This is a genomic window from Sutcliffiella horikoshii (assembly GCF_044809035.1).
GTDB lineage: Bacteria > Bacillota > Bacilli > Bacillales > Bacillaceae_I > Sutcliffiella_A > Sutcliffiella_A horikoshii_G.
In genome coordinates this window covers 3,348,556-3,362,429 of sequence record NZ_CP085237.1, presented here as the reverse complement: position 1 = coordinate 3,362,429, position 13,874 = coordinate 3,348,556, and the positions used below count along the sequence as shown (strand labels likewise).

Annotated in this window: 14 protein-coding genes; 12 read left to right on the top strand and 2 right to left on the bottom strand. The window is 42.2% G+C overall.

The genetic code is table 11. The annotated features are described in order from the left end of the window. Together LG307_RS17430 and LG307_RS17425 are read left to right on the top strand one after the other, a co-directional pair. On the top strand, positions 1-1,620 hold the full coding sequence (locus LG307_RS17430) for an oligosaccharide flippase family protein (RefSeq protein ID WP_404444649.1): 1,620 nt from the start codon (positions 1-3) through the stop codon (positions 1,618-1,620). A gap of 49 nt (positions 1,621-1,669) precedes the next feature. Beyond that, positions 1,670-2,383: a pseudouridine synthase gene (locus LG307_RS17425; protein ID WP_404444647.1), complete on the top strand. Its 714-nt coding sequence runs from the start codon at positions 1,670-1,672 to the stop codon at positions 2,381-2,383. A gap of 69 nt (positions 2,384-2,452) precedes the next feature. Here LG307_RS17425 and LG307_RS17420 read toward each other — a convergent pair whose 3' ends face one another. Further along, complete coding sequence (locus LG307_RS17420; protein ID WP_010195377.1) at positions 2,453-2,674, bottom strand: DeoR family transcriptional regulator; 222 nt, start codon at positions 2,672-2,674, stop codon at positions 2,453-2,455. Between the two features lie 297 nt (positions 2,675-2,971). Between LG307_RS17420 and LG307_RS17415 the strand changes: the two genes are divergently transcribed. From LG307_RS17415 to LG307_RS17395, 5 genes are all read left to right on the top strand, one after another. After that, a complete protein-coding gene (locus LG307_RS17415; RefSeq protein ID WP_404444645.1) occupies positions 2,972-3,103 on the top strand; it encodes a hypothetical protein in 132 nt (43 codons plus the stop codon). Positions 3,104-3,227: 124 nt separating this feature from the next. Beyond that, on the top strand, positions 3,228-3,440 hold the full coding sequence (locus LG307_RS17410) for a hypothetical protein (protein ID WP_404444642.1): 213 nt from the start codon (positions 3,228-3,230) through the stop codon (positions 3,438-3,440). Positions 3,441-3,444: 4 nt separating this feature from the next. Beyond that, a complete protein-coding gene (pepV, locus tag LG307_RS17405) occupies positions 3,445-4,860 on the top strand; it encodes a dipeptidase PepV (RefSeq protein WP_404444639.1) in 1,416 nt (471 codons plus the stop codon). A gap of 108 nt (positions 4,861-4,968) precedes the next feature. Then, positions 4,969-6,147, top strand: a complete 1,179-nt coding sequence (locus tag LG307_RS17400) for an MFS transporter (RefSeq protein ID WP_404444638.1) — start codon at positions 4,969-4,971, stop codon at positions 6,145-6,147. A gap of 213 nt (positions 6,148-6,360) precedes the next feature. Next, the gene (locus LG307_RS17395; protein WP_404444637.1) at positions 6,361-7,560 is read left to right on the top strand and encodes a collagen-like protein; all 1,200 of its coding nucleotides are present in this window, start codon (positions 6,361-6,363) and stop codon (positions 7,558-7,560) included. Between the two features lie 210 nt (positions 7,561-7,770). Here LG307_RS17395 and cysK read toward each other — a convergent pair whose 3' ends face one another. Next, on the bottom strand, positions 7,771-8,709 hold the full coding sequence (cysK, locus tag LG307_RS17390; RefSeq protein ID WP_404444634.1) for a cysteine synthase A: 939 nt from the start codon (positions 8,707-8,709) through the stop codon (positions 7,771-7,773). 183 nt (positions 8,710-8,892) lie between these two features. On the opposite strand from cysK, the gene thpR reads away from it, so the two are divergent. The 5 genes from thpR (at position 8,893) to pulA (ending at position 13,754) form a co-directional block, all read left to right on the top strand. Next, positions 8,893-9,450 (top strand): RNA 2',3'-cyclic phosphodiesterase, encoded by a 558-nt coding sequence (gene thpR, locus LG307_RS17385; RefSeq protein ID WP_404444632.1) that lies wholly within the window; start codon positions 8,893-8,895, stop codon positions 9,448-9,450. A gap of 24 nt (positions 9,451-9,474) precedes the next feature. Further along, positions 9,475-9,858: a CidA/LrgA family protein gene (locus tag LG307_RS17380; RefSeq protein WP_404444629.1), complete on the top strand. Its 384-nt coding sequence runs from the start codon at positions 9,475-9,477 to the stop codon at positions 9,856-9,858. Then, complete coding sequence (locus tag LG307_RS17375; RefSeq protein WP_404444627.1) at positions 9,855-10,541, top strand: LrgB family protein; 687 nt, start codon at positions 9,855-9,857, stop codon at positions 10,539-10,541. Before LG307_RS17380 ends, LG307_RS17375 begins: the two co-directional genes overlap by 4 nt. Positions 10,542-10,556: 15 nt before the next feature. Then, positions 10,557-11,498 carry an NERD domain-containing protein gene (locus LG307_RS17370; RefSeq protein ID WP_404444624.1) on the top strand — a complete coding sequence of 314 codons (942 nt, stop codon included), beginning with the start codon at positions 10,557-10,559 and terminating at the stop codon, positions 11,496-11,498. A 105-nt stretch (positions 11,499-11,603) separates the two neighbouring features. Continuing rightward, positions 11,604-13,754 carry a type I pullulanase gene (pulA, locus tag LG307_RS17365; RefSeq protein WP_404444621.1) on the top strand — a complete coding sequence of 717 codons (2,151 nt, stop codon included), beginning with the start codon at positions 11,604-11,606 and terminating at the stop codon, positions 13,752-13,754. Positions 13,755-13,874 lie beyond the last annotated feature (120 nt).

Here is a 13,874-nt window from a genome sequence, read left to right as displayed (position 1 = left end):
ATGTCAACATCCAATATATTAAGAGGTACCTTGATCTTGACAGTGGGAACGATGCTGTCACGAATTTTAGGACTGGTTTACATTTTCCCGTTTCATGCCATGGTTGGTGATGATGGGGGAGCTCTTTATTCGTATGCATATGTTTTATATTCGGTATTCCTAAGTATTGCTACCCTTGGTGTCCCATTGGCGGTATCCAAGTTTGTCGCAAAGTACAATGCTTTGGGAGAGTATAGTGTTGGAAGGAAGTTATTTCGTTCGGGCATTATGGTGATGAGCTTGACGGGGGTTGTTTCGTTTTTAACATTATTCCTGTTGGCGCCTTACCTTACGCCTATTATTTTAGGCGGTGAAGAAGGGGTACATACGTTTGATGATGTTACATTTGTTGTCAGAATGGTAAGTGTCGCATTGTTAGTGGTTCCGATCATGAGTTTGATTCGCGGCTTTTTCCAAGGATATGAATCGATGGGTCCGACAGCCGTATCTCAAGTTGTGGAGCAGCTAGTAAGAATTGTTTTTCTTTTGGGTAGTCTATATGTTGTATTGGAAGTATTAAATGGAGATATGACAGTCGCCATTGGATTTGCAACATTTGCAGCGTTTATCGGGGCCATTGGAGGTCTTGCCATACTAGTATGGTATTGGTTTAGTCGGAAAAAGAATCTGGACTCCATGCTTGAAAAAGACCCCGATACAGTGGATATCTCTTATAAAGATATGTATAAGGAATTAATTTCCTATGCCATGCCATTTGTGTTTGTCGGGTTGGCAATGCCTCTTTACCAATTGATAGATACATTTTCTTTTAATAAAGCCATGGTATGGGCGGGGTACACAGCTAAGTATGCAGACACCGCATTTGGTATTATCAACAACTACGGTCAGAAGTTGATTATGATTCCAATAACGTTGGCAACTGCTTTTGCATTAAGTCTTCTTCCCGCCATTACTAAATCATTTTATAATAATCAGCATCATGAGTTGCAAAAACAGCTGAGCAAGACGTTGCAAATTCTGCTTTACTTGACTGTGCCAGCATGTATCGGACTTTCCCTTCTTGGGGGACCTGCGTATGCTGCATTCTTCAGCTATAGTGAGCTTGGTGGCTATCTTTTAACTTGGTATGCACCTACTGCAATACCTTTAGCATTGTTTACCGTTACTGCATCTGTTTTACAAGGAATTAATAAGCAGAACTATACGGTTATTGGGTTAGCTGGCGGAATGGTTTTTAAATTGGTCCTCAATTACCCGCTTATTCTTTTAATGGGACCTGAAGGATCGATTGTTGCAACGGCAGTTGGTTACACGGCGAGTGTTGCAGTCAACTTATGGGCCATCAAGAAGTTTACTGAATTTGATTATGCCATGGTGCTTAGACGGGGTCTTCTTATGACAATATTCAACGTCATTATGATTGTGGCAGTCCTAGTGAGTTTGAGATTGTTAGGAGGCTTTGTTCCTTACAGTGAAGGGCGTCTGGAGGCAATCATAGTAGTCGGAGTAAGTGCTATTGTCGGAGCAGGCATCTACTTCTTCCTCAGCTACAGAAGTAACCTGTTGATGTACCTGTTCGGAAATCGTTTTTCATTTTTAAATAGAAAAGAAAGAGGATAGAGGTCTCGAGTCAAAGGGGCCTCTTTCCCTATGAAAGGAGCGGCACAATATGAGATTAGATAAAATGCTGGCAAATAGTGGCTTCGGTACACGAAAAGAAGTGAAAAAGCTGCTTAAAACGGGTGTAGTTAAAGTGGATGGTAATGTGGTAAAGGATGCAAAGCAGCATGTGGATGTGGAAGTACAGGAAGTAACAGTACACGATGATATCGTGGAATATCGTGAATTTATCTATCTGATGATGCACAAGCCGCCAGGACTTTTATCTGCAACAGAAGATCACCGTCAGGAAACTGTGGTGGATATCTTGCAAGAAGAGGATAAAATCTTTGAACCATTCCCAGTTGGACGCCTAGATAAAGATACAGAAGGACTGCTTCTTTTGACAAACGACGGTCAGCTTGCTCATCAGCTATTGTCACCGAAAAAGCATGTGCCAAAAACCTATTATGCCAAAATTGATGGCGAGGTGACGGAAGACGACGTGAAAGCATTCCAGCAAGGTGTCACACTTGATGATGGATATGAAACCTTGCCTGCTGAGCTGAAAATTCTTGAAACCGGTCCAGAATCACAAATTGAGATAACGATTGTTGAAGGGAAATTCCATCAGGTGAAACGGATGTTCCAAGCGGTTGGTAAAACAGTAACTTATTTGAAACGCCTTAGCATGGGGGAACTGAAGCTTGACGAGGAACTTGAACTTGGAGAGTACCGTGAATTAACGGAAGAAGAGCTTGAACTCCTGCAACAACGAAAATAAATAATGAAGAGCCCCATTCCGGATCAGAAGGAATGGGGCTTTATTGTGTGATTTTCTGTATATGTAATCTTATGAAGTCAACCTAACTTTTTTCTGCGTAGTAGTCCACTTACCTTTCGTTGGACTTTGAACCAGGTCATTAAATGCCAGCACATTCAAATCACGTTGGACGGTTCGGGGTGTAATCCCAAATTCATCGACCAACTGTTGTGTAGAGACAGTTCCCTTTTCATGAATAAACATGTAGACGGCTTTAATACGGGTTAGCATACGGTTAGTTGAAGGCTTCAAAAAACCACTCCTTATCCGGTATTTAACATGGTACTACTCGCTAAATTCTTGATGACAGGTGTTAGGTATTTAGTTAGTTTATATTGTACACGATTGTGTGGAAAAAATTCTAGAATAATGATGCAATTTACACAATATTAACATTTAGTCTTTATTGTGTTAAGAGAAAATTTAAAAAACATGAGACTATATACATTATTTTACACTACTCGACAACTTTCTGCTAGTAATTATTAGAAAAATGTGAAACTTTCGACCTAAAACACCGTATAAATTAAGAGAGAGGAGCGAAATACTATGGAATTACTCACATTACAGTTAGATAAAGCAGGGTATGATGATGAGATGTCCGTCGTGCAGGATATTAATTTTAAGGTTTCAAAAGGTGAGATGGTAGGACTGATTGGTCCAAACGGTGCAGGAAATTAACTGGAAGAACTTGGTCTATGTTTTCCTTACATTAATATTCGTCGGAGCTATGATTTATGATATGCAATTGATTGTAATTACCATTGCAGTTATGGGGTATCTACCCTAATGGATGACATTCGGCTTGTTTATGGCGTTTTTCTTTTTTCTGAAAGAATGGTTAAATATAGTATATGATGAATTGGTGGGACACCCCTTTTTAAACATGCACAAGGGGAAGAAGCTGGTTCAAGAGCACTATCAAGACCTTGTAACAAGATGGCTGTACTATCCTGCTGTCGGGTTGGTAGGATTTGTGCTCATCATGAATATACTTTTTCATTTTCTAATGAGGTGATAATATGACGAAAATTAATTGGCTGGAAGAAGTGGAAAAAAGAAAAGAATCCCTACTAAAGGATACACAGGAATTCTTACAGATCAATAGTGTTTTGAATGAAGAGGAAGCTAGCTCTGAGGCCCCTTTTGGAAAAGGAATAGAAGAGGCGCTTCAATATTTATTACATAAAGGGAAAGCAGACGGTTTCCTTACTAAAAATGTCGACCATTATGCAGGACATATTGAACATGGCAAAGGAGAAGAACTGCTGGGTATCCTTTGTCATGTTGATGTAGTGCCAGAGGGGGATGGCTGGACAGATGAACCGTTCAGCGCCACCATCCGTGACGGTAAAATTTTCGCACGCGGAGCGATGGATGATAAAGGACCGACCATGGCGGCTTATTATGCACTGAAAATAGTTAAAGAGCTACACCTTCCTCTGTCCAAACGCGTGCGCATCATTATCGGTACAGACGAGGAAAGCAGCTGGCAGTGCGTGGATCATTATTTTAAACACGAAGAGATGCCAACAATGGGGTTTGCACCTGATGCGGACTTCCCGATCATCTATGCAGAAAAAGGATTAGGGGATATCCAGCTCCGGTTAAATTTCAAAGGGGAGACGGCATCTGCAAAGAACACTTTATTAACGTTTGATTCTGGTCGCCGATTGAACATGGTGCCGGATCATGCAAAAGCATCTCTTGAAGTGACAGAAAAAATGGACGCAATCACTCACGCTTTTAATGAATACATTTCAGAAAAAGGAATTGAGGGTGGCTATACGAAGGAAGGAAATGCCTTGTTCCTTAACATCAAAGGAGTATCGGCCCACGCGATGGAGCCGGATAATGGTACGAATGCAGGTTACCACTTGGCGTCCTTCCTTCATTCTGTAGAGCTGGATGCAAGAGGAACATCCTATGTCGGCTTTATCAGTGAAAAGCTTGCATTTGATTCTCGCGGTAAGAAGCTTAACATCCATTTCAACGATGAGATTACCGACGACCTAACCATTAATACAGGTCTTTTCCGTTATGACCGTGAAACATCTGTCGGCACTTTAGGTGTAAACATTCGTTTTCCGGTAACTTGCGATACAAAGGAATCAGAAGCGCAGTTGCGTAAAGAAGCAGAGGCACATGGCTTTGAAGTAAACAAATTCAATGTTGCTCCTGCCCACCATGTACCGCAGGATCACGAGCTGATTCAGACGTTGCAAAAGGTATATGAAGAGCAAACTGGTGAGAAAGCGGAGTTATTGTCCATCGGTGGCGGAACATATGCGAGGTCACTGGAAGCAGGGGTTGCCTTTGGTCCACTTTTTCCTGGCAGGGAGGACGTAGCCCATCAAAAAGATGAGCACATCTTCATTGAGGATCTCATCAAGGCGACTGCCATCTATGCCCAAGCCATCTATGAATTAGCGAAATAACATATTTATCCCAAATATAATTGTGGTAGAATGTAAAGGTTACTTCCCTTAAGGGGCGGTAACCTTTTACTTTTTCCTTTATTTGACAAGAAGAAAGAAGGATATATCATGAGCACTGCTTCTATGAAAGACAAAACAACTCGCTATTTTTACAGTTTTTACTTTTTAACATTTTTCAGCTTTGGTGCACTTTTTCCGTTGCTGACCGTATATTTGAAAGAAGATGTGGGATTAAGTGGATCACAAATCGGGATGATTATGTCCATTAGTCCGGTTGTGATGATTTTTGTCCAGCCGTTGTGGGGAGTCTTTAGCGACTATACCCAAAAGCCAAAGCAGATACTTATTTGGACGTTGTTCCTGACAGCAGTAACCGGAATCGCTTTTTCCTTTATGGGAAGCTATTTAGGTCTGTTGGCGGTGGCCTTTTTGTTAGCTGTAACTCAAAGTGCCCTTGTACCCATCTCTGATAGCATTACCTTGAACTATGTTCAAAGGACGAAAGGAAATTACGGGTCCATCAGACTTTGGGGGGCAATCGGGTTTGCAGTGGCGGTGTTGATTGCAGGATGGCTTTCCGATTTCTTCTCCTTAAAAGTTATCTTCTTTACATTTGCAATAGCATTATTGTTGGGCACAGTGGTATCTACCTTTTTACCTAAGGAAAGCCAGCCGGTCACTGTAAATGTCCGCGATGGCATAGGAACACTGATGAAGATGCCGAAATTTGTGATGTTCCTTGTCACGACCTTTCTTATTTTCGGGCCGGTGTTTGCCAATAATTTTTATTTTGGCTTGTTCATTACAGATATTGGGGGTACTGTAACGGGAGTCGGGATTGCTTTCTTGTTGGCGGCTGGTAGTGAGGCGCCTTTTATGAGAGTGGCTGGAAAATGGATTGGTCGTTTCGGATTGCATACAATCATGATTAGTGCAGCGACGATCGCGATGATACGTTGGGTGTTGTATTTCTTTGAACCGCCATTATATGTGGTTTATGCAACAACCATTGCGCAAGGTTTCTCTGTCGGGCTTTTTATTCCGGCAGCGTTGCAATTTGTCCGTGACATCGCCCCGACTTCTGCGCGCGCGACAGCAGTCTCCTTATATACGGCTGTCGGGAATGGACTTGGAAGCTGGTTCTGTACGTTTCTTGGAGGATTTATTGTAGAGTATTATTCTGTAGCACATGTTTATCTGTTTTTTGGAATATTGACAATGTGTGGCCTTGTTTTCATTATGATGATTAACCAGGCGGATAAGAAGGAGCTTGTGAGGGCTTCTTAAACATAAATTGGAGCCGATCTTTTCTCTGGATAGAGGAAGGCGGCTTTTTCTTTTTCCACTAAAAAAAGACCCAGGCTACTTACGCAGAATACTCATACATTCTCTTCATTTTTAAGCTCCGCCTAACTTCATTTAATATAGGCGTTTATACAAGCAAAAAAATAACTTTATCATTAAATAGATATATAACTATTTTTACGGAGGGAATAATTTATGGGTTTGTATATAGAGTCTAGTTACAATTCTTGTTCTAAACACGATAAAAGAATTAAAAAAATTGGTTGTTCTAAATGTTGCAAAATACCTTGCTCTTGCCCACCAGGCCCACCAGGACCACCAGGGCCAGCAGGACCACAAGGACCTGTAGGGCCACAAGGGCCGGCAGGTGGGCCACCAGGGCCAGCAGGACCACAGGGGCCAACAGGAGCACCAGGACCACAGGGGCTAACAGGAGCACAAGGACCAGCGGGACCACAGGGAGCAACAGGAGCACAAGGACCAGCAGGAGCAACAGGAGCAACAGGAGCAACAGGAGCACAAGGAGCAATAGGACCAGCAGGAGCAACAGGAGCACAAGGAGTAGCAGGACCGGCAGGAGCAACAGGAGCACAAGGAGTAGCAGGACCAGCAGGAGCAACAGGAGCACAAGGACCAGCAGGACCAGCAGGAGCAACAGGAGCAACAGGAGCACAAGGACCGGCAGGAGCAACAGGAGCACAAGGACCAGCAGGACCGGCAGGAGCAACAGGAGCAACAGGAGCAACAGGAGCACAAGGACCAGCAGGACCGGCAGGAGCAACAGGAGCACAAGGAGTAGCAGGACCAGCAGGAGCAACGGGAGCACAAGGAGCACAAGGAGTAGCAGGACCAGCAGGACCACAGGGAGCAACAGGAGCACAAGGACCAGCGGGACCACAGGGAGCAACAGGAGCACAAGGACCAGCGGGACCACAGGGGGCAACAGGAGCGCAAGGGCCAGTAGGACCACAGGGGCCAGAAGGTGGGTTGTCCCAATACGGGTATATTTATAACTTAACTCCTCAAACGGTAGCCATTGAAGCTCCAGTACTATTTGATTCAAATGGAGTTACTACAATAGGAATAGTTCATGCTGTAGGCAGCCCTAACATCCTGGTTGTAGAACAAGGTGACTACGAGGTTACTTTCTCAGTGTCAGGTACAGAGCCCAACCAATTTGCACTATTTGTAAATGCTGCACCGCTTTTACAAACAGTCTATGGTGCAGGTGCCGGTACACAACAAAACAATGGTCAGGCTATTATCACCTTAGCAGCAGGTGATGTTTTGAGCCTTCATAATCATTCTTCAGCTGCAGCAGTTGGCCTTGCCTCTGTTATAGGAGGAACTCAACCGAACGTAAACGCTTCAATTGTCATAAAAAAATTAAGCTAGGTTTGAAAAATTGTCAGATAATACGTGATTGGTCCCCTTTGTTTTCTAAATGGTTCGTGGTTTTCGATTATAGTCTATGTATTTAAAATAGAAAAAAAGCCCTTCTTTAAATGGAGGGCTTACTTCGAATTTTCCCAAAATAGATTTATAGGAACTTCATAAAATTAAGTAAACTTTGCTGACCTCTACCTAGTCAGGTTCCTATACTTACTACTTACTCTCAAATTCAAACAAATCAGTCGACAAGTAACGCTCTCCAGTATCACAGGCGATACAAACTACTACATTATCAGGCGTCAATCTCTTCGCCACCTCTATCGCGGAGTAGCAGGCTGCCCCTGATGACGGCCCAACCAAGATACCTTCATGACGTGCAAGCTTTCGTGTAATCTCATATGCATCCTCATCTTTAATCTTAAAAATCTCATCATATACTTTCTGGTTCAAGATGTCGGGGATAAATCCTGGGCTCGTTCCTACAAGCTTATGCTTACCTGGTTTTCCACCTGACAATACCGGTGATCCTGCAGGCTCCACAACATGGACAGTCAATCCTTCATAATGCTTTTTTAGTTCCTCACCTGTCCCGGTGATGGTCCCGCCGGTGCCGGCAGTTGCCACAAAAGCAGACAATGGCTTACCGATCTGCTCCATCCCATCAATGATTTCAAGTGCTGTTGACTTTCGATGTGCATCTGAATTGGCATGGTTTTCAAACTGCATCGGCATAAAACTGTTAGGGATTTCCTTTACCAGTTCCTGCGCCTTTTTGATAGCACCTGGCATTTTTTCATCTCCCGGAGTTAATACTACCTCTGCACCATATGCTTTTAATAAATTTATACGTTCTTTGGACATGGTATCCGGCATAATTAAGATGGCTTTATATCCTCTTGCAGCGGCATTCATCGCCAAGCCAATACCGGTATTTCCGCTTGTCGGTTCAATGATGGTTGCACCGGGCTTGATGTGGCCATCCTTTTCTGCCTGGATGATCATATTGAATGCAGCTCTATCTTTTACACTGCCGCTAGGATTTTGGAATTCCAATTTTAAATAAACGGTAGCCGCTCCTTCTGGCACGATACGATTTAACTTAACAAGTGGCGTATCTCCAATAAGATCTGCCATATTTGTAACAACCTTCACAACTACGCACAACCTTTCTCTATACATGACTCTAATAATCCGTATTGTATCATAAAACAATATAACGGACTAAGCACATGGCTTATTAAGGGATTAAGAATAAACTAACTATATCGTCTGTTTGGTGCTAAGATTATATTCAAGACGATAGAAGATATCTGGTAAAATAAGAAGGGTGAGAAAATGACGACACAGACACATTATTTTATAGCTGTCCCTCTACCAAAAACGTTAAAGGAAACATTTCATTTATATATGAAGGAATTAAAAGGTCACTTTCCGTATACTAGATGGGTGCATCCGGAAGATCTCCATATTACTCTCGCATTTTTGGGGAATTTGGAAGAAAGTCAAAAAGATAAATTGAGCACCCTGCTTTCAAAGACAGCAACAGAGCATCAGCGTTTATCTCTCACTTTAAGTGACCTTGGCACATTCGGGAATCCTCAGTCACCACGAATTTTTTGGTACGGCGTGGAAAAGTCAACAGAGTTGAATCTGATTCGAAAATCAGTCTATGACGTTTGTGAAATGGTGGGACTTCAACTGGACTCCCGGCCGTTTCATCCTCATATTACCATTGCAAGAAAGTGGAAGGGACCAGGCTCCATCGATCCAAGCACCCTGCCTCGTCACAGTTCACTAAAAGATACCTTTGATGTGAACGAACTTATTTTGTATGAGACACATCTTAACAGATTGCCAAAATATGAAGAAAAGGAAATTTTTTCATTAGTATAGGAGTAGGATCAGGAAATGAAGGGAATGAAACTATTAATTCAAATAGCAGTATTTTACTTGTTTTACAAAATCGGAGTAATGATACAAAGTACATTTGACATTGGGGTCCCTGGCAGTATTATCGGAATGGTTTTGTTGTTTTTCTTACTCTTGGCGGGGGGAGTGAAGGAACGACACTTGCAGGGGGGAGCGGATGTGCTGCTTTTTTATCTTCCGTTGTTTTTTGTACCTGCTACAGTGGGGGTTATGAACCATTTTTCCTTTCTTTCAGGATTAGATGGCCTCATTATGTTGCTCGCTCTTTTTGTAGGAACAATGATGGTTCTAATGTGTTCAGGATTTGTCGCTCAAAAAACGGCAGCAAAGGTCGATAAAAAGACAGAGGCAGCAGGGAGTGGTGAACGATGAATAGTTGGACAGGCTTCTTTTTCATCCTTATCACCTGCTTGGTTTTTATTGCGATGAGACATATCTATATTCGATTTCCTTTGCCGATATTCAATCCTGTTGCAACTACGACTCTATTAATTATTATTGGATTGCTTTTGACTGAAATATCTTATGATACATATATGCTTGGAGGTTGGTGGATACAAGAATTGCTAGGACCGGCAGTAGTCGCGCTTGCATACCCCTTATACCATCAAAGGGCAAAAATTATCCGTTATCGGCTCCCCTTAATTGCTGGTCTACTATCTGGAGTGGTTGTTGGAATGGTTACTGGATTTATCTATGTAAAGGTGGCAGATCTCCCATCCATCTACTCCGCTTCGTTTCTTCCCAAGTCTGTAACGTCTCCAATCGCTATGGAAATTGCAGGTCTTACCGGTGGTATACCAAGTTTAGCAGCAGCACTGGTCATTTTAAGCGGAATCTTTGGTGCAATGTTTGGCCCGGTATTGATGAAGCTTCTTGGGATAACCCATTACTTGGGAGTTGGAGTGGGTCTTGGGTGTGCGGCACATGGTATTGGGACTGCCAAAGCCATGGAATATGGTGAAGAGGAAGCAGCGTTCAGCTCCATCAGCATGACACTATCCGCTTTACTATACGCTATAGTACTACCCGTAGCTATTCATTATCTATTATAGAAAAGAGTGACCGCCTTGGCACAATTAATAAAATTACAAGATTATATCACCCGTTATGAAGCCGATATATATCGCTATCCCAATCAATATATCAGGCTGAAAAAGCAACAATGGAAAACATATGAAGAAATGTTGAGACGACCGGTAGATTCAGAGAATCCTCCACACCATATACTCGATGAAGCAGCCTCATCAAAAGAGGGCAGGCTGATCAGTTTGATGAAGTCTTTCAGAAAGAAGGAACAAGAGGAAGAATTGTTCACAGGTAATGTCGTTACGGCAGATGCGGTTCATGATGAAGAATGGGAACTTCCGCCTGTCACAGGGAGTAAAACACCTGAAGAGAGAAAACAGCAGTTTCTTGATTCCATTCTTCCTGTTCAGTTAAAATGGGCAAGCTCGACAATCAGGGAGATGTCTTACCTTCAAAAAAACTATAAACGAGAAACGTTACTGAAGTTTTTTTTGCAGAGGTTTCCGGATACGTTTTTTGTCATGTATAAACCGATCTTTTTGGTCAAACAGGCCCCTGTGGAACTTGAAATCATCCTCATTACCCCAAATGAAATCCTTGCTCTTTATTATATGGATGAACAAGAAGAGAGTGTGGTATTAGGCAATAATGACCGTTTTTGGTCGATCCGTGAGAAGGAAAAGGAAAGAAAGCTGGTAAACCCTACGATTAGTTTAAACAGGATGGGATCGATCATTAAACATATCCTTCCGCAATATGATGTGAGCCTGCCTGTAACAAAGCTTTTATTGCATCCAAAAGGGTATATTGATATTTCTGATGGTCCGACAGATGTACAGGTAGTTGATAAACGTACATATGAAAAATGGTTTGAGAAGATGCGGGCCAATAATCACCCGTTAAAACACAGTCAGCTAAAAGCAGCCGGAGCATTACTTTCACATTGCCAGTCTACTTATATCGATAGGCCTGAATGGCAATAATGAAGATTCGTATGAATATATGTCAAGCTCGGCACTGCGGCTGAATAACATATAGAATGGCAAGTTTTAAAAGTAGCGAACTTTACAAGACAGGGAGGGAAATGCATGATTTTCATCAAAAGAGAATTTGAAGCCTATTTAGATGAGATGGATAAGATTACAATTCTTTTACCTAACGGAAGTTACAACGGAGAATCAGCTTTCTTTACCCTAACAAACCAAGAAACTACATTTCCACTTGAGATAATAGATAGAAAAACGCTCCCCAACACGGTTAAGTATATATGCAAAACAAATACCCCTGTCTTGATTGGTTCCAAGTATAGGGTCATAGATGAACACGGAAGAAAAACAGATTTGCAAATTGGTGCGGTTATCCGCTCCGAGGCATTTGATGAAGCTTTCTTTTATGACCAAGATGATCTGGGAGCCCAATATCAGAAGGGCGAAACAATGTTCACCCTATGGGCTCCGACGGCATCAGCAGTGAAAATAAAGCTTGTTGCTCCAAAAAGCAAGGAGGACATCCACTATAGCCTCATACGTGAGGAAAAAGGGATATGGCGTATCACTGTGCAGGGAGATCTAGAAGGATTTCAATACACATACCTCGTATGTGTGAACCTTGTATGGAGGGAAGCAGTCGACCCTTATGCTATTGCCTCTACGATAAATAGTGAGGCGGCTGTAATTATAGACAAAGAAAGAATAAACGTTCCAAAAGTGCCGATGCTTCCTTTTATAGATGCGACAGATGCCATTATATATGAATTGCATGTTCGTGACTTTTCCTCCCACACGAAAAGCGGGATGGTTCATAAAGGGAAATACGCTGCTTTTACAGAAGATCCGGCAGAAGAGTCCGATGTCGGCATCACAGGCGTTCCTTATCTCCAAAAACTTGGCGTAACGCACATTGAATTATTGCCATTGAATGACTTTGGCGGAGTGGATGAAGCAGAACCTGACAAAACCTATAACTGGGGATATAACCCGCTACTTTTCAATGTGCCGGAAGGAAGCTATGCGCTGGATGCGAGTGATCCCTACTCGAGAATATTGGAACTTAAAAATCTAATTAACACTCTGCACCAAAAAGATCTAAGGGTGATTATGGATGTCGTCTATAATCACGTGTATATACGCGAGGACTCCTCTTTTGAAAAAATAGTGCCTGGTTACTACTTTCGACATGATGAGCACGGAATGCCTTCAAACGGCACTGGAGTAGGGAATGACATTGCATCTGAACGTAAAATGGTACGCAAATTTATTTTAGATTCGATTCGATATTGGTTGCAGGAATATGATGTAGATGGCTTCCGCTTTGACTTGATGGGGATATTGGATATTCAGACAATGAATGCAGTAAAAGAGGCGTTATCCATCATCAAACCTGGAGCCATTATTCTTGGGGAAGGGTGGGAATTGAATACCCCTTTAGCACCCGACCGTAAGGCTATGATCCTTAATGCAAAAAAGATGCCTGGGATCTCTTTCTTCAATGACATGGTGCGCGATTCTATCAAAGGCAGTACCTTTAACTTGTTTGACAGGGGATTTGCTCTTGGTAATACCCACAAAACAAATCTTGTGAAGCAATCACTTGCCGGCAGTGTACAAATTGATCCGAATCATAAAGGACTTTTCCTTGAGCCTACCCAATCAATCAACTATATTGAATCCCATGATAACCACACCATGTGGGATAAAATAACCGTGTGCAATAGTCATGAAGATGAAGAAACAAGAATAAAACGACACCGCCTTGCTACCTCGGTCATTCTCTTGTCTCAAGGCATCCCGTTTCTTCATGCAGGGCAAGAGTTTTTCCGGACTAAAGGCGGGGAGGAAAACAGTTATAAATCTCCAGATTCCGTCAACAGCTTGGATTGGGAAAGAAAAAAACGTTACACAGAGAATGTGGAGTATGTGTGCGGTCTCATCACTCTGCGTAAAGCACATAAAGCATTACGCTTATCTACTGTGGGGGAAATAAAAAGACATGTGCGCTTTCCGCTTGAAAAAGGAAATATGCTCATGTATCATCTTCAAGATGTAAAACAATATGGAAAGTACAGCCATTTTCTTGTTGTTCTTCATAACGGGACGAATACAGAACATATTGCACTTCCATTGCCAGGGGAGTGGGATGTCCTTGTCGAGGGCCTGACTGCAGGCGATTCTCCGATCCGCAAAGTGAATAACGAATTACAAGTGCTTCCGATCAGCACGGTTGTATTGGCTCAATATTAATTGTTACACAAGGACTTGATTTAATTGGGAAATAACGATAAAATTTAAAAGATAGCTATTGTGAAATTGTTCAATAGCTGTTTTTTTGCTTAAAAAAGATGTTAACATGAAAATTCTTAT

Excerpts from the sequence above, each read along its gene's own strand:
- LG307_RS17430 (WP_404444649.1), top strand. The coding sequence starts at position 1 with ATGTCAACATCCAATATATTAAGAGGTACCTTGATCTTGACAGTGGGA.
- LG307_RS17375 (WP_404444627.1), top strand. The coding sequence starts at position 9,855 with ATGAATAGTTGGACAGGCTTCTTTTTCATCCTTATCACCTGCTTGGTT.
- LG307_RS17415 (WP_404444645.1), top strand. The coding sequence starts at position 2,972 with ATGGAATTACTCACATTACAGTTAGATAAAGCAGGGTATGATGATGAG.
- pepV (WP_404444639.1), top strand. The coding sequence starts at position 3,445 with ATGACGAAAATTAATTGGCTGGAAGAAGTGGAAAAAAGAAAAGAATCC.
- LG307_RS17400 (WP_404444638.1), top strand. The coding sequence starts at position 4,969 with ATGAGCACTGCTTCTATGAAAGACAAAACAACTCGCTATTTTTACAGT.
- LG307_RS17395 (WP_404444637.1), top strand. The coding sequence starts at position 6,361 with ATGGGTTTGTATATAGAGTCTAGTTACAATTCTTGTTCTAAACACGAT.
- LG307_RS17425 (WP_404444647.1), top strand. The coding sequence starts at position 1,670 with ATGAGATTAGATAAAATGCTGGCAAATAGTGGCTTCGGTACACGAAAA.
- LG307_RS17380 (WP_404444629.1), top strand. The coding sequence starts at position 9,475 with ATGAAACTATTAATTCAAATAGCAGTATTTTACTTGTTTTACAAAATC.
- pulA (WP_404444621.1), top strand. The coding sequence starts at position 11,604 with ATGATTTTCATCAAAAGAGAATTTGAAGCCTATTTAGATGAGATGGAT.
- thpR (WP_404444632.1), top strand. The coding sequence starts at position 8,893 with ATGACGACACAGACACATTATTTTATAGCTGTCCCTCTACCAAAAACG.